The organism is Kitasatospora sp. NPDC054939, from assembly GCF_053610105.1.
Genome location: NZ_JBSGXP010000076.1, coordinates 1 through 26,222 on the forward strand (window position 1 = coordinate 1; position 26,222 = coordinate 26,222).

Annotated in this window: 14 protein-coding genes; 7 read left to right on the forward strand and 7 right to left on the reverse strand. The window is 73.5% G+C overall.

Annotation, left to right across the window (positions count from 1 at the left end; all coding sequences use genetic code 11):
• The first annotated feature begins 129 nt into the window (after window positions 1-129).
• The 3 genes from ACWGB8_RS21645 to ACWGB8_RS21655 are packed head-to-tail and all read left to right on the forward strand — an operon-like array spanning window position 130 to window position 4,222.
• Window positions 130-1,335, forward strand: a complete 1,206-nt coding sequence (locus tag ACWGB8_RS21645; protein WP_452215174.1) for a hypothetical protein — start codon at window positions 130-132, stop codon at window positions 1,333-1,335.
• A gap of 2 nt (window positions 1,336-1,337) precedes the next feature.
• Window positions 1,338-4,019 (forward strand): condensation domain-containing protein, encoded by a 2,682-nt coding sequence (locus tag ACWGB8_RS21650; protein ID WP_452215175.1) that lies wholly within the window; start codon window positions 1,338-1,340, stop codon window positions 4,017-4,019.
• Window positions 4,020-4,024: 5 nt separating this feature from the next.
• Window positions 4,025-4,222, forward strand: coding sequence for a hypothetical protein (locus tag ACWGB8_RS21655; RefSeq protein ID WP_452215176.1), 198 nt, complete (start codon window positions 4,025-4,027; stop codon window positions 4,220-4,222).
• A gap of 385 nt (window positions 4,223-4,607) precedes the next feature.
• On the opposite strand, the gene ACWGB8_RS21660 is transcribed toward ACWGB8_RS21655, so the two are convergent.
• From ACWGB8_RS21660 to asnB, 7 genes are all read right to left on the reverse strand, one after another.
• A complete protein-coding gene (locus ACWGB8_RS21660) occupies window positions 4,608-5,324 on the reverse strand; it encodes a flavodoxin family protein (RefSeq protein WP_452215177.1) in 717 nt (238 codons plus the stop codon).
• Between the two features lie 179 nt (window positions 5,325-5,503).
• Window positions 5,504-6,814, reverse strand: coding sequence for an ATP-grasp domain-containing protein (locus ACWGB8_RS21665; protein ID WP_452215178.1), 1,311 nt, complete (start codon window positions 6,812-6,814; stop codon window positions 5,504-5,506).
• Entirely contained in the window at window positions 6,811-7,632 is an 822-nt protein-coding gene (locus ACWGB8_RS21670; protein ID WP_452215179.1) for an aspartate/glutamate racemase family protein, read from the reverse strand. The genes ACWGB8_RS21665 and ACWGB8_RS21670 overlap by 4 nt, the downstream gene beginning before the upstream one ends.
• On the reverse strand, window positions 7,629-8,906 hold the full coding sequence (locus ACWGB8_RS21675) for an MFS transporter (RefSeq protein WP_452215180.1): 1,278 nt from the start codon (window positions 8,904-8,906) through the stop codon (window positions 7,629-7,631). Before ACWGB8_RS21675 ends, ACWGB8_RS21670 begins: the two co-directional genes overlap by 4 nt.
• A complete protein-coding gene (locus ACWGB8_RS21680; RefSeq protein WP_452215181.1) occupies window positions 8,896-10,017 on the reverse strand; it encodes a MupA/Atu3671 family FMN-dependent luciferase-like monooxygenase in 1,122 nt (373 codons plus the stop codon). Before ACWGB8_RS21680 ends, ACWGB8_RS21675 begins: the two co-directional genes overlap by 11 nt.
• A gap of 89 nt (window positions 10,018-10,106) precedes the next feature.
• The gene (locus ACWGB8_RS21685) at window positions 10,107-12,188 is read right to left on the reverse strand and encodes a hypothetical protein (RefSeq protein WP_452215182.1); all 2,082 of its coding nucleotides are present in this window, start codon (window positions 12,186-12,188) and stop codon (window positions 10,107-10,109) included.
• A gap of 278 nt (window positions 12,189-12,466) precedes the next feature.
• A complete protein-coding gene (asnB, locus tag ACWGB8_RS21690) occupies window positions 12,467-14,347 on the reverse strand; it encodes an asparagine synthase (glutamine-hydrolyzing) (RefSeq protein WP_452215183.1) in 1,881 nt (626 codons plus the stop codon).
• Between the two features lie 262 nt (window positions 14,348-14,609).
• Between asnB and ACWGB8_RS21695 the strand changes: the two genes are divergently transcribed.
• From ACWGB8_RS21695 to ACWGB8_RS21710, 4 genes are all read left to right on the forward strand, one after another.
• The gene (locus tag ACWGB8_RS21695) at window positions 14,610-17,858 is read left to right on the forward strand and encodes an amino acid adenylation domain-containing protein (RefSeq protein WP_452215184.1); all 3,249 of its coding nucleotides are present in this window, start codon (window positions 14,610-14,612) and stop codon (window positions 17,856-17,858) included.
• Between the two features lie 163 nt (window positions 17,859-18,021).
• Window positions 18,022-23,931, forward strand: a complete 5,910-nt coding sequence (locus tag ACWGB8_RS21700; protein ID WP_452215185.1) for an AMP-binding protein — start codon at window positions 18,022-18,024, stop codon at window positions 23,929-23,931.
• Window positions 23,928-25,271, forward strand: a complete 1,344-nt coding sequence (locus ACWGB8_RS21705) for a KamA family radical SAM protein (RefSeq protein ID WP_452215186.1) — start codon at window positions 23,928-23,930, stop codon at window positions 25,269-25,271. Before ACWGB8_RS21700 ends, ACWGB8_RS21705 begins: the two co-directional genes overlap by 4 nt.
• 4 nt (window positions 25,272-25,275) lie before the next feature.
• Entirely contained in the window at window positions 25,276-26,214 is a 939-nt protein-coding gene (locus ACWGB8_RS21710) for a TauD/TfdA family dioxygenase (protein ID WP_452215187.1), read from the forward strand.
• The last annotated feature ends 8 nt before the right edge of the window (window positions 26,215-26,222 follow it).

Here is a 26,222-nt window from a genome sequence, read left to right on the forward strand (position 1 = left end):
GTGTTGTTGTTTTTTTTATTTTGTCCGTGGCGTGGGCGGGGGGGCTGTTTGTGGGGGGGGGGGGGGCGCCCCCGCCCCCCGCCCCCCGGGCCGTTCGACCGTTCTCCCATCGGCGAGGAAGCAACCACCATGACGCACCCCAACGAGGTCCTCACCCGGATCGACCTGCACAGCCCGATCCCCGAAGCGCTGGCCGCCGAGATCGAGCGCCGACTGTTCTTCGTGTCGCCCGAGATCACCGGTTTCGAGGTGACCGTGGACGGCGGCGAGGTGCGCTCCGTGACACTCCGCTCCGAGCAGCCGCTCCCGCACGACGCCCTGGCCGAGAAGGTCAACTCCATGGTGGACAACGACGTCCGGAAGCAGTGGGTGACGCCGGCCAAGGCCGTCTGGACCTCGCCGCACCAGCGCACCCCCCACCAGGACGTCTTCGAACTCCTCGCCAGGACCGGCGCGGTGGCCGAGGTCGGCGAGGGCCAGGTCGCCCTCGGCGAGCCGCTGCTCTCGCTCTTCACCTACTTCGACCGGGCCGTCTGCGACCTGCTGGCCGAGGACCACAAGGTCCGGGAGTACCAGTACCCGACCCTGATCAGGACGAAGGCGCTGGAGACGGCGGGGTACTTCAGGTCCTTCCCTCAGCACCTGATGTTCGTCACCCGGCTGCGCAACGACCTGGACGTCTACCGCGCCTTCCAGGAGCAGCAGGCCGCCACCGGTATCGACTCAGCAGTGCTGGACTCCTGCGGCAACGTGGACTACTGCCTGCCGCCCACGATGTGCTACCACACCTTCAACCAGTACAGCAATCACACGCTGGAGGCAGGCCGGCTCCACGTGGTCACCTCGCGTGGCAAGTCGTTCCGCTTCGAGGCCGCGTACGCCACCGGCCTGGAGCGGCTCTGGGACTTCACCATCCGGGAGATGGTCTTCATGGGCTCCCGGGAGGACGTGCTGAACTCCCGTGAGCGCTTCATGCAAAAGGTCTTCGCCTTCGTCGAGGAGCTCGGCCTGAGCGGCTTCTGCGAGGTGGGCAACGACCCGTTCTTCTACGGCACGGACACCTCCGAGCGGATCTGGTCGCAGCGGCTGATGGAGCTCAAGTACGAGCTGCGGCTCCACGTCGCGCCCGGGCGGACGATCGCGGTCGGCTCCTTCAACTTCCACGACGACCTGTTCGGCAAGGTCTTCGGCATCGACTACGGCACCGGCGGCCCGACCCGGAGCGGCTGCGTCGGCTTCGGCCTGGAGCGGCTGGTCTACGCGTTCCTCTGCCAGTACGGCCTCGACACCGCAGCGTGGCCCTCCCAGGTCCGAACCGCTGTCAGTGGGAGCTGACCGTGGGCGAGCGGAAGGGCCGCCCCCCGCGGGGCCAACAGGAGGAGATCCTCTGCGCAGTGTTCGCCCAGGTGCTCGGGCTGGACCGGGTCACCATCGACGACTCCTTCTTCGAGCTGGGCGGCCACTCCCTCCTGGCTACCCGACTGGCTGGTCGCATCCGGGCCGCCCTGGACGTGGAGGTCCCGGTCCGGACGGTCTTCGAGGCCCCGACCGTCGCCCAACTCGCCGAGCACCTGGCACAGGGGTCCGGCAGTCGACGCCCACCGCTGCGCCGCCTGGGCCGTCCGGCGGAGATCCCTCTCTCGCAGACCCAGCGGCGCCTGTGGTTCCTGAACCGTCTGCACGGCACGGCCGGGCACTACAACATGCCGATGGCCTATCGGCTGCGCGGTGACCTCGACCTGCCCGCCCTGCAGCTAGCCCTCGACGACCTGGTCACCTGGCACGAGAGTCTGCGCACCGCCTACCCCGACTGGGACGGCCGACCCCAGCAGGTCGTCCTGGACCCGGACGAGGCTCCGGTCGAGCTGCCGGTCGACGGCGTCACCGAGGCGGGCCTGTCCGAAGCGCTGAGCGCTGCGGCCGGTTACGCCTTCGACCTCACCGCCGAGACGGCACTACGGGCCCAGCTGTTCCGGCTCTCCGCGGACGAACACGTCCTGCTCCTGATCATTCATCACATCGCCTGCGACGGATGGTCACTGCTCCCGCTGACCCGTGATCTGGCACTCGCATACGCTGCGCACCGCCTCGGGCAGGAGCCGGACCGGCCCGAACTGCCGTTCCAGTACGTCGACTACACGCTCTGGCAGGACGATCTCCTGGGCTCCCCAGAGGACCCCAACAGCCTGGTCAGTCGCCAGCTCTCCTTCTGGGAGGGCGAGTTGACGGGCGCGCCCGACCGCCTACGGATCGATGTGGCGGCCCCGCGTCCGGACACCCCCTCACACCGAGGCGGTCGTGTCCCCTTCCACGTCACGCGGGCGACCCACCGAGCACTGCACCAGCTGGCACGGGAGACCGGCACCAGCGTCTTCATGGTCGTGCAGGCCGCCCTTGCGACCCTGCTCACCAGGCGCGGAGCCGGCACCGACATCGCCATCGGCATCCCCACCGCCGGGCGCACCGACGAGGGCCTCGACGACCTGATCGGATTCTTCGTCAATACGCTGGTGCTGCGCACCAGGACCGACGGCGACCCGACCTTCCGGGAGCTGCTGTTCCGGGTGCGCAGCACGGACCTGGCGGCCTTCGCTCACCAGGAGGTGCCGTTCGACCACGTGGTCCAGACCATCAACCCGCCGCGCTCCCCCGCGTGGCACCCGCTCATCCAGGTGATGCTCGCATTCCAGAACAACGCGAGCGCCGAGCTCCACCTTCCCGGCCTGGAGGTCCGGACCGAGCCGGTGACGGAGGGGATCACCCGCTTCGACCTCCGATTCGAGCTGTCCGAGGGCTACACCGAACAGCGGAGACCGGACGGCATCGATGGCAGCCTCACCTACGCCCTCGACCTGTTCGTCCCCGCGGAAGCCGAGCGGCTGGCGCGGGAGTTCACCGAGCTGCTCGACGCCGTGGCCGCCGCTCCGGGTCTGCGGCTGAGCGAACTCGGCGGCGCAGCCGTCCATGAGCTGTCCAGCAGCCCGTCCGCCGGGCCGGGGCTCGCCGCTGCGGACGGCACCCGGATCGCCTTCGTCTGCTCCCCCTACGGCCAGCAGTGGGTCGGCATGGGGCGGACTCTGTTCCGTACCGAACCCGCCTTCCGCTCGGCCCTGGAGGAGTGCGACAACGAGCTGGCCCGGCACACCGGCTGGTCCCTCGTCCACGAGCTATTCCTTGACGAACCCGAAGCCAGGACGAACGACGTCGGCGTCATGCAACCCATCGTCTTCGCCATCCAAGTGGGCATCGCCCGCTGGCTGGAAGAGGCGGGCGTCCGCCCAGCCGCTGTCACGGGTCACAGCGTGGGCGAGATCGCCGCCAGCGTCATAGCAGGCATCCTCGACCTGCCGGACGCGGTCCGGCTCGTCCACCACTACAGCGATCAGCAACGCCGCGTGGCCAGCCCTCACAGCGGCATGGCCGTGGTGGAGCTGTCGGCCGTCGACCTCTCAAAGCATCTGCGAGGGCTTGAGGGGAGCGTGTCCGTCGCCGCGCGGAACGGCCCGCGGACCACCGTGCTGGCCGGTGACCGGTCCGAGTTGGAGGCCGTCGTAGCCAAGCTCCAGGCCGCGGACGTGCTGTGCGCGATGGTCCGAGTCGACCTGCCGGCCCATAGCCCGGCGATCGATCCGATCCTGGCGGACCTCGAACGGGCCATAGGTGAGCTCACCCCCAGGCCTGGCCGGATCCCGATGATCTCCTCGGTCACGGGGCAAGCGCTTGACTGGCAGCAGGCCACCGCGGGCTACTTCGCCCAGAACCTACGGCAGCCCGTCCTGCTGGCCGACTCCACCGCCCAGCTGCTGACGGGCCATGATGTACTGGTCGAGGTCAGCGCTCACCCGGTGCTCGCCCCGGCACTGTGGCAGAGCGTCGAGGAGTCCGGTACCGCCGCGACCGTCCTGACCACCATGCGCCGCGGCAAGGACGACCGGACGGGCCTCGTCGAGGTACTCAACGCCCTTGAACTGCTCGGCCTGAAGCTGGACTCCCCGGGCCGGCAGACTCGGTCGGCGTAGTCCCGATGAGCCGCGCCCACCCAGCAACCCTCAAGAAGTACCCGTCCGTGCTCGTGGTGTGCACGGGCCGAGAGGCGTTCCTCAACGACACGATCCCCGCCGACGTGCACGACATCCTCGAGCTCAAAGGGTTCGACGAAGACCTCGACGAAGCCATCGCCCGCTACTTCGCCCATGTGAAGCGAGTCCCGAACCGAAGGTAGGGTCACGTTTTCCCCGGTGAGGTGCGTGGCCGTCGGTCGGTAGGCATGCTCGGACCCGTCGTGTCGGTGTGGGGTGTGCTGGGAGGTGGCGGCTGCCGTCGGTGCCGGGCGTGCTGGAGAGGCGCGTGCGAGGCAATCGCACGACCTGCCGGAGCTGGACACGGACGGAGCGAACACGCCACAGTGGGACACCAGGGCCTCCTGATGGTTCGTTGCCTCGACATCACCGAACTGCGCAGGAGGCCCTTCTCCTGCGCGACGGCCACGGCGCGATCACCCAACGATCTTGATGCGCACGGAAGTTCTGGCGACAGCTGCGTCCCTCGGTTTGGGAATCGCTACTGATGACAGCTGTCTGCCCCACAGGCCGACTGAGACATGTGGTTCAGCGGTGCTCGGGGTTCTCGAAGTCGAAGCGGCAGCCGGCGTCCCAACCGGAGCGCTGGTTGCCGTGGGCGGGGATGCCGCCGGCGTCCTTGAGGAGGCGGGCCAGGTGGAGGAGGTTCCAGGTCATGAAGGTGGTGTTGCGGTTGGTGAAGTCGTTCTCCGGGCCGCCGGAACCGGGATCGAGGTAGGACGGTCCCGGGCCGGCCTCGCCGACCCAGGCGGCGTCGGCCTGCGGGGGGATGACGTAGCCCAGGTGCTGGAGGCTGTAGAGGACGTTCATCGCGCAGTGCTTGGCGCCGTCCTCGTTGCCGGTGATCAGGCAGCCGCCGACCCGGCCGTAGTAGGCGTACTGGCCCTGCTCGTTGAGGATGGACGAGCAGGCGTAGAGGCGCTCCACGACCTGCTTCATCACCGAGGAGTTGTCGCCCAGCCAGACCGGGCCGGCGAGGACGAGGATGTCGGCGGCCATGACCTGGGAGTAGACGACCGGCCACTCGTCGGTCTCCCAGCCGTGTTCGGTCATGTCGGGCCAGACGCCGGTGGCGATGTCGATGTCGACGGCGCGCAGGACGTCGACCTGGACGCCCTGGCGTTCCATGATGCCGGCGCTGAGGTCGATGAGGCCCTGGGTGTGGCTGCGTTCGGGGGAGCGCTTGAGGGTGCAGTTGATGACCAGGGCGCGCAGGTCGGCGTAGGACGTGGCGGGGTCGGGCATGACGTGCTTCTCCTTCGACGCGGCGGCACGTCGGCACGAGGCCACGGGGCCACGGGCACGGGTGGTGACGTCCTTCACTCCACCAGGGCGTCCGCCGGGGCGCGCGGTGGACTGGGCCACCTGCCGGAGGGCGCACCGCCCGGTGGGGTGCCGGGGTGGGCGGTGCGCCCTCCGAGTCTTCAGGGGGTGGCGGTCACGGTGTCGACGTGCTCGACGAGGTCGGCCTGGTTGAGTTCGGTGACCAGGTCGCGGTGGCGGCGGAGGTCGGCCTCGGTGTCCTCGGCGGCGTCGGGCTCGGGCTCGGTGACGAAGCGGACGCGGTCGGCGAGGGAGCGGGCGAGGTCGCGGGCGGCCTCGGCGGTGTCGGCGGTGACGACGAGGTAGCCGGCGCGGTCGAGGGACCAGCGGACCCGGGGGATGCTCTGGCCGGGCTTGAAGTTGAGGTGGAACTCGACGACGGCGGGGTGGTCCCCGACCTCGTCGGCGCCCTCGATGGTGACCAGGCGGCCGGGTTCCGCCTCGAAGAAGAGGACGGCCGCGGCGCCCTTGGCGGCGGGGCGGGCGGTGAGGGCTTCGAGCCGGCCGGCGGCCCAGGCGAGGCCGGCCTCTTCGAGGTCGATGCCGTAGACGGCGTCGGTCATGGTGTTGATGCGGTCGCCGCCGCGGCGGTTGTGGCTCTCGATGACGCGCGGGCCGGCGGGCGTCAGCTTGAGCTCGGTGTGGGAGAGGCCGTTGCGCAGGCCGACGGCGTCGAGGAATTCGGCGACCGTGCGGCAGACCTCGGCTTCCAGGTCGGCGCTCATGGTGGCGGGGATGATGTGGCCGAACTCGATGAAGCCGGTCCCGGTGAGCTTGTCGGCGATGGCGATCGGGACGTGGCGGCCGTCGAAGGAGAGCGCGTCGACGCTGATCTCGGGGCCGTCGAGGTACTCCTCCAGCAGGAAGCGCCCGAGGCCGAGGCCGGTGAGGTCGGCGTGGGCCCGCTCGGCGCCGGCGGCGTCCTCGATCTTGTGGATGCCGACGCTGGCGGAGCCACCGACGGGCTTGGCGATGACGGGGTAGCCGACGGTGTCGCCGAAGCGGGTGATGTCGGCCAGGGTCTCGGCGACGGCGGCCCGGACGGTGCCGACACCCTGGCTGTCGAGGTGGCGGCGCATCCGGCCCTTGTCGGTCAGCAGGGCGACGGTCCCGAAGCCCGTGCCGTCGAGGCCGAGGGCGTCGTTGAGCAGGGCGGCGGTGACGACGCCCTCCTCCTGGACGGTGACCACGGCGGCGAAGGGCTCGCCCTCGTGCAGCGCGCGGACGGTGTCCACCAGTTCCTGCGGGTCGGCGTGGTGGCGCAGCACGAGGCAGGTCTCGCCGTCGAGGGCGTCCTCGGGGATCTTGTGGAACTCCTCGGGGGTGTAGACGCAGACCGCCCGGAGTTCGAGGCGGCGGGCGCGCTCCAGTATGGGGGGCTTGGGCGAGACGAGGCAGACGCGCTTGGTCATGGGGCTTCCTTCTCCTGGTTGTTCTGCGGACGGCGTCCCGCGAGGGCGACGACGTCCTGGGCCAGCGCCGTGGTCGGGTCGAAGACCGGCAGGGCTTCGGCGTGGTGGCCGAGCACGAGCGGCAGTTCGGTGCAGGCGGCGACGATGATCTGGGCGCCGGCCTCGGCCATGCTGCGGACGGCGGGGGCGAGCGCGTGGGTGGCGGCTTCGAGCCGGCCCGCCTTGACGAGGCGGATGGCGCGCGTGACGCAGCGTTCCTGCATGAGGGCCGAGGGGACGATCGCGTCGATGTCCTGGTCCAGCAGGCCCTTCTGGTACAGGCCGGTGACGAGGGTGCCGGTGGTGGCGAGCAGGCCGACGCGGGTGACGGCGGGGGCGGCGCGGCGCAGCCGGTGGACGGTGGCGTCGATCATGCTGACGATGGGCACCGCGGAGCCGTCGCGCAGTTCCGGCAGGTAGGCGTGGGCCGTGCTGCAGGGCATGGCGATGAGGGTGGCGCCGGCCGATTCGAGCAGCCGGACGCCGTCGCGGAGCAGGGGCAGCGGGCTGGGGCCGTCGGCCAGGAGGGCGTCGGTGCGGTCGGGGACGGTGGAGTCGGACCAGACGAGGGTGCGCAGGTGGTCCTGGTCGCGGTCGGCGGGGGTGGCGCGGACGAGTTTGGCGAAGAAGTCCGCGGTGGCGGCCGGGCCCATGCCGCCGAGCACGCCGACGAGGGCGCCGCCGGTCGGAGCACCGGCCCCGGTCGGAGCGGCGCCCCCGGACGGCCTCGGGCGCTCGGGGACGCGGGCGGCGGCGGGTACGGGGGTGGGTGTGCTCATCGGTCGGCCACCTGTTCGGCCGGTCGGGCGAGCGGGTCGTTGCGCAGCATCGCCCAGGGGACGACTCCGGCGGCCAGCACGAGCGCGCCGACGAGCAGCCACAGCGGTGTGCCGTGGTCGAGGAGCGGCGCCACGATCAGCACCGGTCCGACGAGGTCCTGGCCGACCCGCCCGAGGTTGTAGAAGGACAGGTACTGCCCGAGCGCCTGCTTGGGGGCGAGTTCGAAGGAGAGCGGGGTGCTCGCGATGAAGAGGCACTCGCCGGCGGTGTGGATCAGCATGGCGACGACCAGCAGGGCGAGTGCCACCCAGGCGTGCCGTGCGGAGCCGGAGGCGGCGTACGCGAGGCAGGCCGCGAGGACGGCGAGGCCGCCCCAGACGGGGGCCCGCAGGGCGGCCGCGAAGTCGGCGAACATCCGGTTCACCGGGACCTGGGCCGCCATGGCGAGGGCGCCGTTGAGGGCGAGCAGGGCGGTGAGGCTCCAGGCGGGGGCGTTGGTGGCCTGGGTGACCCAGAGCGGCAGAACAAAGGCGAGCACCGTGTTGTGGGTCAGCGAGACGCCGTTGACGAGGGTGATGGCCAGGTAGCGGCGGTCGCGCAGCGGGGAGTTGCCGCCCTTGCGCCGCTGCTTGCCGTCGGTCGCGGCGGCCGGTGCGGGTACGGGGTCGGCCGGGACCTCGATCTTGGAGACCAGGTACGCGGAGACCAGGAAGGAGGCCGCGTTGATGCCGATGCCCAGCAGGTAGAAGACGTCGGAGCCGGTGACGACGGGCAGGGTGGCGGCGAGCGAGCCGAGCACGATGGCGCCGTTGCGGGCCGAGAACACCGTGCCGAGGATGGTCGCCCGGTCCTTGGCGTCGAAGATCCGGCCCATCAGCGACTGGTTGATCGGCCCGCTCGCCCGGTCGGCGGTGGTGACGACGCAGGCCAGCACGACGAACAGCCAGTACTGCTCGGCGAGCAGGTAGAGGCCGTAGCCGACGGCGCGCACGACGAACAGCACGATGAGGCTCTTCTTGGCGCCCACCCGGTCGGCCAGCGCACCGATGTGCGGTCCCGCCACGAAGGCGCAGAGGCTGCCGAGCGAGATCGCGAGGCCGACCGCGGTGACGTCGAATCCCCGGACGAGGGTGAAGAACAGCACCGAGGTGGCGGTGAAGATGCCGGTGCCGAAGGAGTCCGCGGTGACGCTGGCGAGCAGCAGCCTGGTCTCGCGGCGCTCCAGCATGAGGACGGTGCGCAGGCGCGTCCAGAGGGCGGGGTCAGTGCTCACTCGCGCCTTCCCGCCGTTCGGGTTCCTGCGGGGAGCCGGCCGCGCCGCCGGCTGCGGACGCGGCGAGTCCGGCGAGTTCGGCGATCAGCGGGATCGTCGGGGGGATCCGGTCGGCGGGGACGCCGAAGTCGACCAGGCAGGCGAGGTCGTCGACCCCGGCCGCGGCGGCGCGGTCGACCATGGTCCGGCAGGTGTCCGGGGAGCCGATCAGGGAGCCGCCGACGAGGTAGCGCTCGTAGGTGGCGTCCAGGAGTTCGTCGAGCAGGTCCTCGGGGATCTCGTCGTCGGGGATGACGTGTCCGCCGCTGATGGTGCCGCCGCCCTGGGCCGCCCGCAGTTCCAGCTTGACGGCGGAGCGCAGGTAGGAGCGGAACGGTTCGCGGCTGCGGGCCTCGGCCGCATCGGCGTCCCGGTCGAGGTGGGTGTGGAGCATGAGCGAGACCGTCCCGGCCGCCGGGTCGAGGCCGGCGTCGGCGCGGGCCTTGCGGTACAGCTCCACCTTGGCGGCGAGCTGGTCGAGGTCCTGGCCGATCAGGTGGGTGAGGACGTTGAGGCCGCGGGCGCCGGCGTCCTGGAAGGTGCGCGGGTTGCCGGAGGAGGTGATCCAGATCGGCAGGTCGGGCTGGACGGGGCGGGGGTGGAGCCGGGCGGCGAACGGCTTGCCGGTGCCGTTGGGCAGTTCCACCTCGTCGCCCCGCCACAGGGCGCGGACGGTGTCGATCTGCTCCAGCATCACCTGGTGGCGGGTGGCGTAGCGGTCCGGGGCGAGCACGAAGTCGTTGGCGTTCCAGCCGGAGCCGAAGGAGACGGCGGCCCGGCCGTTGGACCAGTTGTCGACGACGGACCAGTCCTCGGCGATGCGCACGGTGGTGTGCAGCGGGGAGATGAGGCTGCCGGCCCGCAGCTGGATGCGGGTGGTGGCGGTGGCGAGGGCGGCGCTGGTCAGGGCGGGGTTGGGGAAGACGCCGCCGAACTCGTCGAAGTGCCGCTCGGGGGTCCAGACCGCGTCGAGGCCGTGCGTGTCGGCCAGGCGGCTGGTCTCCAGGACCGTCCGGCACGTCTCGTCCGGGGCGGCCTCGCCCGAGGCGAAGAACATGACGCTGAAGCGCAAGGAACTCTCCTGTCGATCTGTCGATCTGTCGGTCTGTCGTTCTATTGTTCTGTCGTTCAGTAGGTCTGCCGGTGCGTGGGGTGGGGGCGTCAGGCCGTCGCGGGGGCGGTCCGCGTTACCGACCAGTGGTGGACGTGGCCGTGGACGGGGTGGCCCGGGACGGTCTCGCCGCACTCCAGGCGGTCGGCGGCGCCGGCCAGCAGGGCGTCGGTGCCGTCACCGGCGGGCCAGTGGATCTCGACCGTGTTGAGGCCCGGGTGCAGGTGCTCGGCGTCCACGGTGAAGGTCTCGCTCGTCCAGGCCGCGCCGAGTACGGTGCTGCCGACCTCCCGCCCGTTCACGGCGAGGGACACGGCCGCACCGAGATCGGCGGCGCCGGAGGCGGCGGCCTCACCGGCCCCGTCGACGCCGGACGGGCCCGGCGCGACCGGGAGCCGCCAGGTGACGTCAAGCACCAGCGGTGCCGGCTCGGCGAGGACCACCGTCGAGCGGGTGGTCGGGGCGGCGGCGCGCAGGTAGGCGGTGGGCCGGCCGATGGCGGTGTCGCGGCGCTCGTTGAACGTGGTGGCGAGGTGGGCGTCGGCGAGCAGGTCGGTGCCGGTGCCGTGCTCGGCCACCAGCAGCGTGCGGTAGCGCTCGCGCAGCCGGACGCCGCGGCGCTCCAGTTCGTCGAGCATGAGCTCGCGCAGCAGGTGGTCGGCCAGCTTGCCGTTGAGGCGGCCGTCGCCGACGACCATGTAGCGGCGGAAGGACGGGTCCCCGGTGGAGCGCTCGTAGGAGGCGCACATCCAGTTCGGGGCGGTCCGCGTCTGGTAGTCGAGGTAGTCCTCGAAGCGGTCGGCGACGGCGGGGTCGGTGTCGAGGGCGCGTGCCAGGTGATGGCGCAGGATCTCCTCGGGCTGGCCGTAGTGGGCGTTGTGCACGGCGGCGAGGAAGTGGGCGAGGGCGAGCCGGTCGGCCGCGGGCTGCTGGGGTGCGCCGTCCGCGGCCGACGGGGAGCCGGCGCCGGTCCCGAGGGCGGTGGTGAGGGCGCGGGCGACGGCGAGGGCCGTGGTGTGCAGGCCCTCCCAGGTGAGGTGGCAGTAGTCCAGGAACCAGCGGCGGCCGGGCACGGCGGCAGGCTCCCCGGCGCCGTCGCGGAACAGGGCGGCCTGGTCGACGACGTGGAAGCCGAGTTCGGCGCCCCGGGTGCGCATCCGGTCCTGGAGCGGGGCCAGGATCCGCGGCGAGTGCATGGCGAACGGGCTGACCACGGCGTCCTTGGCGGACTGCAGGGCGTCCAGCGCCTCCTCGGGGGTGGTGGCGCAGCGGGCCAGCAGGCGTTGGCCGACGGGGCTCGATCCGCCGTCGAGGGCGGTGAGTTCGGCGGCGAGGGTGCGGGCGCGGGGCAGGTCGCCGGCGTCGAGGGCCTGTTCGGCCGCGCGGCGCAGGTCGCGCCAGCGCGGCAGCCGGCCGGCGGGCAGTGCGGGGTGGTCGAGGGCGGGTTCGTCCTGCCAGTCGGCCAGGTTGAACTCGGGGACGACGAGGACGACCAGGCGGTCCCCGGCGATCCGGTGCAGGACGTCGAGGGCGGCGGAGCCGACGTCGGTGACGAGGTCGCGGAAGGCCGCGGCTGCCGCGGGGAAGCCGCCCCGGGTGAGCAGGGCGGCCAGTTCCTGCCGTTCGACGGGGGTGGGGTCGACGTTGTTCCAGTTGTTGCCGGCGTGCACCACGAGGGCGTCGGCGCCGAGGGCGCACGCGTCGGCGACGGTGCGGAGCAGTTGGGCGAGGGAGCAGTTGGTGCGGGCGAGGTCGAGGACGTCGAGCTCGACGGTGCCGGTCGCTTCGCCGAGGAGGCTCGCCAGGGAGTGCTCGGGGTCGAAGAAGTAGCCGCGGGTGGCGGATTCGCCGACGACGGCGACCCGGCGCCGGCCGGGGGTGAGCGGGAGTTCCGGCAGGTCGGCCCAGTAGCGCCAGTCCTCGCGGCGGGCGGGGTCGCGCTGCAGCCGGCCGTCGGTGAGCTGCCAGACGCCGACGGCGGTGCCGGAGCCGGTGGGGACGGGCAGGTCGGTGGAGCGGGTGGGCGGCAGGGCGAGCGTCTGCATCCGGGCGAGGGCCAGGGTGCCGTCGGGGCCGGACAGGAACCGGCTGAGGTGTTCGGTGGTGCTGCGGGTCGGATCGCTGTGTCGCATCGGTTCCCTTGGCGGTGTGGTCCGGTGTGGTCCGCGGGGTGCGGGGTGGTCCGCGGGGTGCGGGGTGGTCCGTGGGGGTGCGGCCGGGCGGCGGGCCGGTGCACGGGTGGCGGTGCGGCGGTGGGCCGGGCCCCGGTTGTGCCGGTGCGGTGACGGCCGGCGCGGGCCCGTACGGCGGTGACGGCCCGCGCGGTCCCGTACGGCGGTCCCGTACGGCGGAGGCGCGCGGTCGCCCGTGCCGGTCAACCGCCCCGGGCCGGCCGACCGTACGGGGGTGGTCAGGCGGGGTGCGCGGGCAGGTCGTAGAGGTCGAGCAGCATGTTGAAGGTGATGACCGTCATCAGCAGGTCGGTCTCGAACGGGACGTTGATCCGGAAGCCGGGGGCGGTGTACTGCCGTACCAGCTGCTCGACCCGGTCGGGGTCGAAGTAGCCGTCCGCCTCGATGCGTTCGCGGGAGACCAGGGCCTCGATGGCCGGGTCCTCCTGGCGGAGCAGGTGGGGGCTGCCGGGGGCGGTGAAGCCGAACTTCTCCCGGTCGACGATGCGGCGCGGGATCCAGTTCCGGGCGACCTGCTTGAGCAGGTACTTCTCCTCCAGCCCGTGGAGCTTGAGGTCGGGCGGCACGGTGGCGAGGAACTCGACGAGTTCGCGGTCGAGGAAGGGGTGGCGGGACTCCACGGAGTGGGCGAAGGCCATCCGGTCGCCGTGGTCGCCGAGCAGGTGGTCGCCGAGGCGGAGCTTGAGGTCGAGGTAGGAGCGGCGGTGCAGGTCGTGCAGTCCGACCAGGCGCTCGCGGTCGACCAGCGGGTGGTCGAGGCAGTCGATCTCGTCCTGGCGGGCGCGGACGGCCGCCGAGTAGAGCGCGCCCTTGGTGTGGCGGAACTCGGCGTCGTTGCGCTCGTAGAAGAAGTTCTCGTCGCCCCAGAGCCGGGCGCGCATCCGGGCCTCGCGCAGGTCGGCGGGCCGGCCGGTGGACTGCGCGCGGCGGATCGGGTCGAAGCGGTAGCCGATGTAGCCGCCGAAGAACTCGTCGGCGCCCTGGCCGGTGAGGACGACCTTGATGCCGGCCTGGTGCACGGCCTCGGAGAGCGCGTGGGCGGCGGAGTTGAAGGACTCCTTGAGCGGGCACTCGGTGTGCCGGACGACGGTGCGCAGCCGGGAGGATATCTCCTCGCCGTGGACGAAGCGTTCGTGGTGCCGGGTGTCGAGGACGCCGCTCATCAGCCGCTGGTAGTCGCTCTCGGAGAGTTCGCGCTCGGGGAAGGCGGCGGCGAAGGAGCGGATCTGCGCGTCCGGCATGAGGTGGCGCATGATGGCGCCGACCAGGGAGGAGTCGAGGCCCCCGCTGAGGTAGAGGCCGACCTCGACGTCGGCCTGCAGGCGCTTCTCGACCGAGCGGACGAGGAGTTCTTCGAGCCGGTCGACGTAGTACGACTCGTCGTGGCGTTCCAGGTCGGCGTCGGCCTGCGGGTAGGCGAGGTCCCAGTACGTCCAGACCTTGGGTTCGTTGCCGGGGCGGAACTCCACGGCGGTGCCGGGGGCCAGGCTGTGCACGCCCTCGAACATGGTGCGCGGGCTGACCAGGCCGGGGAGGGTCAGGACCTGGTCGAGTCCGACGAGGTCGACGCGGCGCGGGACGGCGGGGTGCTCCAGCATCGCCTTGATCTCGGAGCCGAAGACGAGTTGGCCGTCGTGGTGGGCCCAGAACAGCGGGGTGACGCCGAAGTGGTCGCGGGCGCCGAGGAAGAGCTGCTCGCGGTGGTCGTAGAGCACGATCGCGAACTGGCCGTCGAGCCGGGTGAGGAAGTCCCGTCCGAACTCCTCGTAGAGGTGCGGGATGACCTCGGTGTCGCAGCGGGTGTGCAGGGTGTGGCCGCGGCTGATCAGCAGGTCGCGCAGTTCGCGGTAGTTGTAGATCTCACCGGTGGTCATCGCGACGATCTGCCGGCTCTCGTCGTACATCGGCTGGCTGCCGGCCGCCAGGTCGTTGATCGCCAGGCGGGCGAAGGCGAAGGCGACCGTGCCGTCCACGTGGTAGCCCACCGACTCGGGACCACGGTGCGTAATCGCCGCTCCCATGGCCGCCAGCAGTTCCCGCGCCGCGCGCGGGTCGTGTCCGGGCCCGATGAACCCCCCGAGTCCACACACCGTCAACACCCCTTCGAGATCGTCGCTTCGCCGCCCCGGTTCCGGGCCGGCGGTCCGATCGACCCGCAGTCGGTCGGACCGCAGCCGTTGATCAGTCGGCAGCGTACCCTACTCTTGACCCGTCATGACCATGACTGTGCGCCAACTTACGGCCCCTTGCCCATCGGCATCGTGAACTCTGCCGGAGGCCCGTGAGCTTTGGGTATGGTGCATCGACCGTTGAGCGCCGGGGGGTGTCCCACAGGGCACGCCCGGTTCGGGAGGGGGCGACATGAAAAGGCTTGCGCTTGTGCCGGATCGGAGTCAGGATGCAGATGTCGCCAGGACACTGACGTCCCGCCTGGTCGACCGATTCCGCCTTTCGCCGGAGCTGCGAGCGGTCTCGGACGACCGGGAGTTCGTCACTTACCGTGACCTCGACCGGCGTTCGGCCGCGCTCGCGGGGCGACTCGTCGCCCTCGGCGTCGGGCCCGACCGCGTGGTCGCCCTTCACTGTGAGCGATCGGTCGACCTCGCCGTGGCGATCGTCGGAGTCATCCGTGCGGGCGGCGCCTGGCTGCCGCTGGCCACGGGCGACCCCGACCTCCGGATCCGCGACCTCCTGCGGGACGCCTCCCCCGTCGCCGTCCTCACCGACGACCCGGTGCGGCTGCGCGGGCTCGCCGGCGGCCTGCCCTGCCTGACCCCGCGCGACGGCTACGGCACCGGGTACGGCTACCGCACCGGCGCCGGGAACGGCACGATCACCGACATCGGCGGGACCGTGGCCGGAACCTCCGCGGGCCCCATCGACGCCGCCGCACCGGGCGATCTCGCGTACGTCATCTACACCTCGGGCTCCACCGGTCTGCCGAAGGGCGTCCTGACCGAGCACGCCGCCATCGTCAACCGCCTGGACTGGATGCAGGAACGGTTCCGCATAGGCCCCGGCGACGTGGTCGCGCAGAAGACCCCGTACACCTTCGACGTCTCGGTCTGGGAGTTCCTCTGGCCGCTGATGACCGGTGCCGAACTCGCCTTCGCCGCACCGGACGGCCACCGCGACCCCGGCTACCTGGCGGACTTCCTCGCCGAGCGCGCGGTGACGGTCACCCACTTCGTCCCCAGCATGCTCCGGGAGTTCCTGCGCTACCTGCCGCCCGGCGCCTGCCCGCGGCTGCGCACCGTCGCGGTCAGCGGCGAGGCCCTCGCCCCGGATCTCGTACAGCGCTTCTTCGAGCGCCTCCCGCACGCGGAACTGCACAACCTGTACGGCCCCACCGAGGCCGCCGTGGACGTGACCCACTGGCACTGCCGACCGGACGACCCGGCCGGCGCGCCCGTCCCGATCGGCCGCCCGATCACCGGCATCGAGCTGCTCGCGATCGGCGCGGGCGGTGCACAACTGCCGCCCGGCGAGGTCGGCGAGCTGTGCATCGCGGGCGCCGGCGTCGCCCGCGGCTACCTCGGCCGGCCCGAACTGACCGCCGAACGCTTCGTCCCGCACCCGGCCGACCCGGCCCGGCGGATGTACCGCACCGGCGACCTGGCCAGCCTCCGCCCGGACGGCGCCTGGCTCTACCACGGCCGCAACGACCGGCAGGTGAAGATCGGCGGCGTCCGGATCGAACTCGGCGAGGTGGAGGCCGCGTTCGCCACGCTCCCGTACGTCGAGGAGTGTGTGGTGCTCACCCGCACCGACGCCTCCGGCACCGTCGGCCTGCACGCCGTAATCGTCCCCGGGCCGGCCGCTCCACCGGCCGACTGGCGCGCCGACCTGCGCCGCACCCTGCCCGCCGGGTCGGTGCCCGCCGGACTCACCACCGTCGACGCGATCCCCCGCACGGCGCACGGCAAGGCCGACGTCGCCGCGCTGCGCAGCCTGGTGGAGGCGGCGGCGGAGCCCGTCCCCGCACCGGACGGCCCGGCCGCCGCGGACCTCGAACCGGTGGCGCGGCTCTGGGTGGAGACCCTGGGCACCGCCGCACCGCACTTCCTGGCGGCCGGCGGCACCTCGCTGCACGCGATCCGCCTGCTGGCGGGGGTCGCCGACCGCCTCGGCGTACGGATCCCGCTCGCCGACTTCCTCGCCGAACCCACCCTGGACCGGCTGCGCGCCCTGATCGCGGCGGGCGGCGCCGACGCGCCCCGGACGCCCGTCCGGGTGCCCAGGGACGGGCCGCTGCGGCCCAACCGCTACCAGGAACGGCTGTGGTTCCTCCAGGAGTTGGAGCCGCACAGCACCGCGATGAGCGCCCCGACGGCACTGCGGGTGACCGGCGCCGACCGGGCCCGGGTGGAAGGGGCCCTCGCCCGGCTGCTGGAGCGGCACGAGGTACTGCGCACCACCTTCGCCACCGTCGAGGGCGAGCCGGTCGCGCTGGTCGGCCCGCCGCCGGGGCCGCCGGTGTGGGAGCTGCGGGAGGGCCTCGACGAGGCGGGCCGCACCGAGGCGGCCCGCCGCGCGGTGGAGGAGCTGGCGCACGAGCCCTTCGACCTCGCCGCCGGCGCTCCGCTGCGGATCCGCGGCATCGGCTTCGACGGGCACGACCACCTGCTGCTGGCGGTCGCCCACCAGATCGTCGCCGACGGCTGGACCTGGTCGCTGCTGGCCGAGGAGCTGGTGCAGCTGCTCACCGGGGAGCGAACCGGGCCCGGCACCACCGGCCCCGAGACCGGCACCCGCTCCGCGGCCGACACCGGCACCGGGGCGGACGAGGAGCGTCTGCAGGTCGTCGACCACGCCGCCTGGCAGCGGGCCGAGGAGTCCGGACCGGCGCACCGGGCCGCCGTGGAGGCGTCCCTGGTGCACTGGCGCACCGTCCTCGCCCAGGCGCCGGACGGGCTGGAGCTGCCCAGCGACGGACCGCGCGGCGCCTCCCTCAGCGCGCCCGCCGGCAGCGTCGACCTGCCGTGGTCGCCGGGCTTCCCCGACCGGCTGCGGGCGCTGTGCCGCGAGCGCCGGGTGACCGAGTTCACGGCGCTGCTCGCCGGCTACACCGGCTGGCTGGCCCGGATCTCCGGGCAGGAGACGGTGGTCGTCGGCACCCCGATGGCCCACCGCACGCCCGAGTGGACCGCGGAGCTGGCCGGCTACTTCGTCACGACCGTGCCCCAGTGCCTGGAGGTCGACGAGGACGCGACCTTCGACGCGCTGCTGGAGCGCGCCCGCACGTCCGTCCTCGACGGCCAGCGGCACTCGGTGGTGCCGATCGAGCGCATCGTCGCCGAGGTCGGCGGCCGGCGCGGGGCCGACCGCCTGCCGATCTTCCAGAACCTGTTCGTCTTCCAGAACATGCCGGCCTGGCGGCGGGAGGCCGACGGCGTGGCCGTGCAGGTCCTCCAGTACCCGCCCCGGCACACCCACTACGACCTGAAGTTCGAGGTCTTCCCGCTGAGCACGGCGTACGAGGCGCGCCTGGTCCACGCCCGGGGGCGCATCTCCGCCGAGCGCGCCGCCCTGATGGCACGCCAGCTCGCCGCCTTCGTCGAGGCCGCGGTGGACGCCCCCGGTGCGTACCTCGACGAGCTCCCCCTCTGACCTCCCCGACGAGCGCCCTCCCCGACGAGCTCCCTCTCCGACGGGCGCCCTCTCCGACCTCCCCGACGAGCTCCCCTCCGGCCTCCCCGACAAGCTCACCCCCCCGACCTCCCCGACACCTTCCGCAGGGCAGCCCAGATCCCACGATTGGACCCACACCGAGATGACGCACGCCCGCGATTCGCACCTGCCCCCGACCACCGCGCCCGTCCGCACACCCGACCGCACCGTTCCCGCCCTGATCGAGGCCACCGCCGCCCGGACCCCGCACGCGACCGCCCTCGTCCGGGGCGGCGAGGAGTGCACCTACGAGCAGCTCGTGACGCGGTACACCGCCGTGGCCCGCGGGCTGCTGGCCGCCGGGGTGGGCCCCGGCGAGGTGGTCGCGGTGCGCGGCGGGCGGTCCGTGGAGACCGTCGTGGCCATGCTGGGCGTCCTGCGGGCCGGCGCGGTGCTGACGATGCTCGACGTCACCCAGCCGGAGGGCCGGGTCCGCGACGTGCTCGCGAGCGCACAGCCACGGCTGCTGGTCGACACCACCGACGACACCACGGCCGGCCTCACCGACGACACCACGGCCGGCCCCACGAACGGCACCGCCACCGAAGCCGCCGACGGCGCACCCACCGGCGCGGTGCGCAGCGTCCGCCCGGCCGAGCTGGACACCCCGCAGGCCCGCGGCACCGCGCTGCCCGAGGCGGACGTCGAGGCGCCCGCCTACCTGTGCTTCACCTCCGGCACCACCGGCGAGCCGCGCGGGGTGCTGGGCTGGCACGGGGCGCTGACCCAGTTCTGCACCTGGGAGCAGGGGGCGCTGGAGCTGGCCGGGGGCGACCGGGTCGCGCAGATGGCGGCGCTGACCTTCGACGCCGTGTTCAAGGACCTCTTCCCGGCGCTGATCGGCGGCGCCACGGTGTGCCTGCCGCCCACCGACCGGCCCTTCGTGGACGTGGCGCAGGTGCTCGACTGGCTGGGCGGCGCCGGGGTGACGGTGGTGCAGACCGTGCCGAGCGTGCTGTCCGCGCTGCTGGCCGAGCTGCCCGCCGGGGCCCGCTTCCCGGCGCTCCGGCTGGTCTGCCTGTCGGGCGAGCCGCTGCCGGGCAGCCTGGTCAACCGCTGGCGGGCGGCGACCGGGGCGGACACCCGGTTCGTCAACCTGTACGGGACGACCGAGGCGACGATCCTGAAGGCCTGGTACCCGGTGCCGTCCGGGGAGGTGGCGCCCGGGATCATGCCGGTGGGCACCGCGACCGAGGGCGCCGAGCTGCTGGTGGTCAACCGGCGCGGGCGCCGCTGCGGGGTGGGCGAGCCGGGCGAGGTGCTGATCCGCACGCCGTTCCTGACCCGCGGCCTGTGGCGGCCGGCCGACGGCACGCCGCCGCTGTTCGAGGTGAACCCGCTCAACCCGGACGACCCGGCGGACCTGGTGCAGCGCACCGGTGACCTCGGCCGGATCGGCCCGTCCGGCGACCTGGAGATCCACGGCCGCGCGGACGACCAGGTGAAGGTGCTCGGGGTGCGGGTCCACCCGGCGGAGGTCGGCGCGGTGATCCGCCGCCTGCCCGGGGTCGAGCAGGCCGCCGTGGTGGCCCGGTCGGGGGCGGACGGCACCGAGCTGGTCGCGTACGTGGTCGCGGCGCAGGGAGCCGGCGCGGACGCCACCCCGGACACCGCCCCGGACGGGGTCCCGAACGCGGCCCCGAACGCCGCCCCGGACGCCGCAGCGGTGCGCCGGCACGTGGCGCAGCACGGTTCGAACGCGATGGTCCCGGCCCACGTGGTGTTCCTGGAGCGGCTGCCGCTGACCGGGCACGGCAAGCTGGACCGCGCGGCGCTGCCCGAGCCCGGCGCCGAGGCCGGACCCGCCGGGCCGGAGGGCGGCGCGGACGAGGGCGAGTGGAGCGCGACCGAGCGTCAGGTCGCCGCGCTCTGGTCGGAGGCGTTCAAGAAGGAGATCACCTCCCGGCACCGGGACTTCTTCGAGCTCGGCGGGCATTCGCTGATGATGGCCCGGCTGCTGGCCCGGATCCGGCGGACCTTCGCGGTGGAGCTGAGCCTGCCGACGCTGTTCGAGTCCTCGACGGTCGCCCGGCTCGCGGCGGCGGTGGACGCGGCCGCGCGCGACGCGGCGCCGGTCGGGGCGGACGAGCTGGTGCCGGTGGAGCGGGGCGGGGAGCAGCCGCTCTCCCCCGAGCAGGAGGGCCTGTGGTTCCTCCAGCAGTTGGACCCGGGCAGCTCCGCCTACAACATGGCGGGGGTGTTCGAACTGCCGGACACCGTCGGGGAGGAGGACGTCCGGGCGGCGTTCCTGGCCCTGTGCGGGCGGCACGAGGCGCTGCGGCTGCGCTTCCGGGAGGTCGACGGGCGCCCGGTGCAGTCGGTGGGCGGGGCCGCGGTGGACTTCGCGGCGCTGCCGGCGGCCGGCGACCGGGCGGCGGGTCTGGCCGCGCTGGCCGCCGGGTCGGCGGTGCCGTTCGACCTGGTGGCCGGTCCTCCGGTGCGGGTGCGGGCCGTCCGGGTGGCCGGCGGCGGGCTGCTGGTCGGCCTGACGGTCCACCACCTGTGCTGCGACGGCGTGTCGTGGAGCCTGCTGGCGCAGCAGGCCGACGCGCTGCTGGCCGGCGCCGACGACGGGACCGCGGCCCCGGCCGGTGCGAGGCTGCAGTTCGGCGACTACGCGGCCTGGCGGGCGCGCCGGGCGGACGCCGCGCGCACCGAGGCCGATCTGGCGTACTGGCGCGGGCTGTTGGCCGACGCGCCGGACCTGGACCTCCCCCGGGGCCGGCCGGTGCCGGGCTCGCGCCCGCACCAGGCGCGGGTGCTGCGGGTGCCGGTGGCGCCGGAGGTGTCGGGCCGGCTGGCCGAGCTGTGCGTCCGGGCCGGGGCCACCGAGTACATGGCGATGATGGCCGTGCTCGCGGTCGCGCTCGGCCGCGCGGCGGGGCAGGACCAGGTGGTCGTCGGCAGTGACAGCGTGGGGCGGGACCGCGAGGAGCTGGAGGAGGTCGTCGGCTTCTTCGTGCGGACCCACGCCTACCGCTTCGACCTGTCCGGCGACATCGCCTTCGAGGAGGCGCTGCGCCGGGTCCGGGCGGTGCTGGTGGAGGCCGGCGGGCACCGGGACGTCTCCTTCGCCCGGGTCGTGGAGGCGGTCTCGGCCGCCCGGGGCGGGGAGCGCCGCCCGCTGTTCTCGGTGATGCTGCGGATGCCGCCGCGCGAGGAGCTGCCGCGCGAGGCCGCGCTGCTGCGCCCGGTGGACGTGGTGGCCGGGACGGCGGACGGTTCGGGCTCCGCGCCGACGGCGAAGTTCGACCTGACGGTGGTGGTGCGGCCGGAGGCCGCGGGCACGGTGCTGGACCTGGAGTACGACGCCGACACCGTGCAGCCGGAGTTCGTGGCGGCGCTGGGCGGGCGGCTGACCCGGCTGCTGGCGTTCGCCGCCGAGCAGCCGGCGAGCCCGTTGGGTCTGGTCGGTCGGGCGGGGCACCCGTTCGCCGCGGAGCTCGCCGCCGAGGAGCTGGTCCCGGTCGCGGAGCGCTTCCGGCAGCAGGCCGCGGCGGCCCCGGAGGCGGTCGCGGTGTCCTGGGCGCAGGGCGCGGTGACGTACCGGGAGCTGGCGGCGGCGGTGGGGCGCGCGGGCCGGGAGATGGCGTACGGGGAGCGGATCGGGGTGCTGGGCGGCAAGTCGCCCGCGACCGTCGCGGCCCTGGTGGCCGCCCTGGCCACCGGTGCGGTGGTGCTGCCGCTGGACGACGGGCTGCCCGGGCCGCGCCGGGCGTCGATGCTGGAGAAGGCCGGGGTGCGCCGGGTGCTGCTGGCCGAGCCGTCGGCCGCCGAGGACGTGCCGGCGGGCGTCGAGCTGCGGCGCACCGCCCCCGGCGGGCCGGGCGCGGAGCCGTCGGGGCCGCTGCCGGCCGTGAAGCCGGAGGACCCGGCGTACGTCTTCTTCACCTCCGGGACCACCGGTGAGGCGAAGGGCGTCCTGGGCTCGCACCGCGGCCTGGACCACTTCGTGGACTGGGAGGCCGCCGAGTTCGGCATCCGCCCGGGCGACCGGGTGGCGCAGCTGACCACGCTCTCCTTCGACGCCGTGCTGCGCGACGTGTTCGTGCCGCTGGCCACCGGGGCGACGCTGTGCCTGCCGCCGACGGCCTCGCTGGACGACACGGCGCGGCTGGTGGACTGGCTGGTGCGCGAGCGGGTGACGGTGCTGCACACCACGCCGAGCGTGGTGGCGTCCTGGCTGCGGGAGACCGACGCGTCGACGCCGCGGCTCACCGACCTGCGGCTGCTCTGCCTGGCGGGCGAGCCGCTGACCGGGCGGCTGGTGCGGGACCTGCGGGAGCGGCTGCTCGGCCCGGGGGCGGAGGTCGTCAACTTCTACGGCCCGACCGAGACCACGATGATCAAGACCTTCCACCGGGTCGGGGCGGAGCAGGACGCCGGCCCGGTGCCGGTGGGCCGGGCGCTGCCGGGCGCGCAGGTGGTAGTGCAGGGCCCGGACGGGTACCTCTGCGGCCCCGGCGAGCGCGGGGAGATCGCCGTGCGGACGCCGTACCGGACGCTCGGGTACCTGGGCGACACCGGTGCGAGCGCGCAGTTCCGCCGCAACCCGCTCGCCGCGGACCCGGACGACCTCGTCTACCACACGGGTGACCTCGCGGTGGTCGGCGCGGACGGCGCGATCCTCGTCGAGGGCCGGCGCGACGACCTGCTGAAGGTGCGCGGCGTGCGGGTGCACCCGGCCGAGGTCGCGGCCGAGATCGCCACCCACCCCGAGGTCCGGCAGGTGCACGTGGACCTGGACAAGGACGGCGACGGCACGCTCGTCGCCTACGTGGTCCGCACCCCGGGGGCGACGCCGAGCACGGAGTCGCTGCGCGCGTACGCCCGCGAGCGGCTGCCGCTGGCCGTGGTGCCCGGACTGTTCCTGTTCGTGGAGCGGTTCGCGCTGCTGCCCAACGGGAAGCTGGACCGCTCCTCGCTGGGCGGCGGCGCCACCGGGGCCGAGGCGGAGCGGGTGGAGCCGCGGGACGACGCCGAGTCGGTCGTCTGGACGCTCTGGGCCGACCTGCTCGGGCACCGGGAGTTCGGCGTCACCGACGACTTCTTCGCGGTCGGCGGGCATTCGCTGCTGGCCACCATCCTGCTGACCCGGCTGCGCAAGAAGACGGGCGTGTCGCTGTCGCTGCGGCGGCTGCTGGAGACGCCGCGCGTCGACCGGCTGGCGGAGGCCGTGCGCGAGCTGACCGCCGGGCCGGCCGAGCACGCCGGGGACGTCCTGCTGACCCTGCGGCAGGGTGCGCCCGGCGGGCCGGTGCTGTTCCTGGTGCACCCGGTCGGCGGCGACGTGCTCTGCTTCCGGGAGCTCGCCGCGGCGCTGCCGACCGCCTTCACCGTGGTCGGGGTGCGGTCGCCGGGGCTGGAGACCGGCACCCTGCCCACCACCGTGCAGGAGATGGCCGCGGCGTACCTGCACGACGTGCTCAAGGTGCAGCCCGAGGGGCCGTACCACTTCGCGGGGTGGTCGATGGGCGGCACGGTCGCCTACGAGATGGCCCGCCAGCTGTCCTTCGAGGGCGTGCCGACCGCCTCGCTGGTGCTGCTCGACAGCTACGCGCCGGGCTCGCGGGCGTTCGCGCACTTCGCGGGCGCGCCGGAGGAGCGGGTGGCGTCCTTCGCCCGCGACCTGGAGCGGATGACCGGCGAACGGGTCGACACCGCGCTGCTGCGCGGGGAGCGGCCCGCCGAGGGCGACGAGCAGGAGTCGCTGAAGCGGCGGTTCGGCGTCTTCGACGCCAACGCCCGGGCGCTCGTCGAGTACCGGATGCGCCGGGCCCGCCTGCGCGACACCCGGATCGCCCTGGTGCTGGCCGGGGCGCAGGAGCGCCCCGACGGCACCGACGCGACCCTCGGCTGGGAGGCGGCCCTCGGTACCGGGGTCGCGTCGGCCACCGTGCCGGGCGTCGACCACTTCACCCTGGTGCAGGGGCCGGGGGCCGCTGCCACCGCCCGGGAGATCGCCCGCGCGGTCGCCCCGGACACCGAGTCGCAGAACGGGGACCGGGCATGACCGGCACGACACCGCCGCGCTTCCGCTCGTACGGGGCGCGCGACCTGGACGCCCTGCTGGACCGCTCCGGGGCCGACGCCGAGACGAAGCTGCAGACCCGGGCGGTGGCCGCGGTGCTGCCGTTCCGGACCAACAGCTTCGTCCTCGACGAGCTGATCGACTGGGACAGCGCCCCCGACGACCCGCTCTTCCGGCTGGTCTTCCCGCAGCCCGACATGCTGGCCGTGGACGAGCTGAAGACCGTGACGGACCTGCTGCGCGAGAACGCCGAACCGGCGCGGCTCAACCGCGCCGTCCGGGAGATCCGGGCCGGGCTGAACGCCCACCCGGCCGGCCAGACCGACCGGAACGTGGCCAGCTGGGAGGGGCGGCCGCTGTCCGGGGTGCAGCACAAGTACCGCGAGACGCTGCTGTACTTCCCGCGCCAGGGGCAGACCTGCCACGCGTACTGCACGTACTGCTTCCGCTGGGCGCAGTTCGTCGGCAGCCCGGAGCTGAAGATCGCGGCGGAGAAGGAGGACGCCGGCGCGCTGGCGTCCTACCTGCGTCACCACCGGGAGATCAGCGATGTGCTGGTGACCGGCGGGGATCCGCTGATCATGAGCACCGCCAACCTGCGCCGGGCCCTGGAGCCCTTCCTCGCCCCCGAGTTGGCGCACATCCGGAACATCCGGCTGGGCACCAAGGCGCTCACCTACTGGCCGTACCGCTTCACCAGCGACGACGACGCGGACGACCTGCTGCGCCTGTTCGAGGAGATCCGGGCGGCCGGCAAGCACCTCGCCGTGATGGCGCACGTGACGCACCCGCGCGAGCTGGAGCCGGAAGCGGTGCGGCGCGCGGTCGCCCGGGTCCGCGCGACCGGGGCGGTGGTCCGCACCCAGGCCCCGGTGATCAGGACGATCAACGACGACGCCGCGGCCTGGCAGCAGCTGTGGACCCGCTCGCTCGCCCTGGACGCCGTGCCGTACTACATGTTCGTCGAACGGGACACCGGGCCGCGGCACTACTTCGAGGTCCCGCTCGTCCGGACCTGGGAGATCTACCGGGACGCGCTCGCCGGGGTGACCGGGCTGGCCCGCACCGTGCGCGGGCCCTCCATGTCCGCCACCCGCGGCAAGGTCGTCGTCGACGGGGTGGCGGAGGTCGCCGGGCGGCCCGCGATCGCACTGCGCTACCTGCAGGCCCGCGACCCGGCGATCGTCGGGCGCCCGTTCTTCGCCGCGTACGACCCGCGGGCGACCTGGGTCACCGACCTGGAGCCGCTGTTCCCCTCGGACGCGCCGTACCTCGACCAGCAGGATCCCGCACCCGACGTCCGCACCTCACCCCAGGAGTAGCCGCATGACCGGGACCACAGCCCTGCCCCACGTGGTGGAGGCGGGCTCCGCCACCGACCTGGTGGACCTCATCGGGCGCGACCGCGACGAGCTGCGCGCCCTGCTCGACACCCACGGCGCGATCCTCTTCCGCGGTTTCGGCGTCGGCGGGGTGGACGGCCTGCAGCGGACCGTCGCCGCACTGTCCGGGGAGGCCCTCGCCTACACCGAGGCGTCCTCCCCGCGGACCGCGATCAGCGGCAACGTCTACACCTCCACCGACCACCCCGCGGAGGAGGAGATCTTCCTCCACAACGAGAACTCCTACCGCGACGTCTGGCCGATGACGCTGTACTTCTACTGCCTGCAGCCGCCGCTGACGCTCGGCTCGACGCCGCTCGCCGACACCCGGCGGCTGTCCCGGGCGATCGACCCGGCCGTCCGGGAGGAGTTCACGCGCCGCCGCTGGAGCCTGGTCCGCAACTACCACCCGAACTTCGGCGTCCCGTGGCGGGAGGTGTTCGGCAGCGACACCCGCGAGGGCGTCGCCGCGTACTGCCGGCAGCACGGCCTCGTCCCCGAGTGGACCGGCGGGGACGGCCTGCGCACCCGCGCGGTGCGCGACGCCGTGCACCGCCACCCGCGCACCGGCGAGGAGGTGTGGTTCAACCACATCACCTTCTTCCACGTCACCACCCTGCCGGAGGACGTCCAGGAGGGCCTGCTCGCGCTGTTCGGCGAGGACGGCCTGCCGACCAACACCTACTACGGCGACGGCGGCCGGATCCCCGACGACGTGATGGCGCACCTGCGCGACTGCTACCAGGACGCCAAGGTCCGCTTCGACTGGCGCAAGGACGACGTGCTGGTGGTCGACAACATGCTGGCCAGCCACGCCCGGGAGCCCTACACCGGCGACCGGCGGATCGCGGTCGCCATGGCGGAACCCCGCTCCTCCCGCTGAGGACCCGC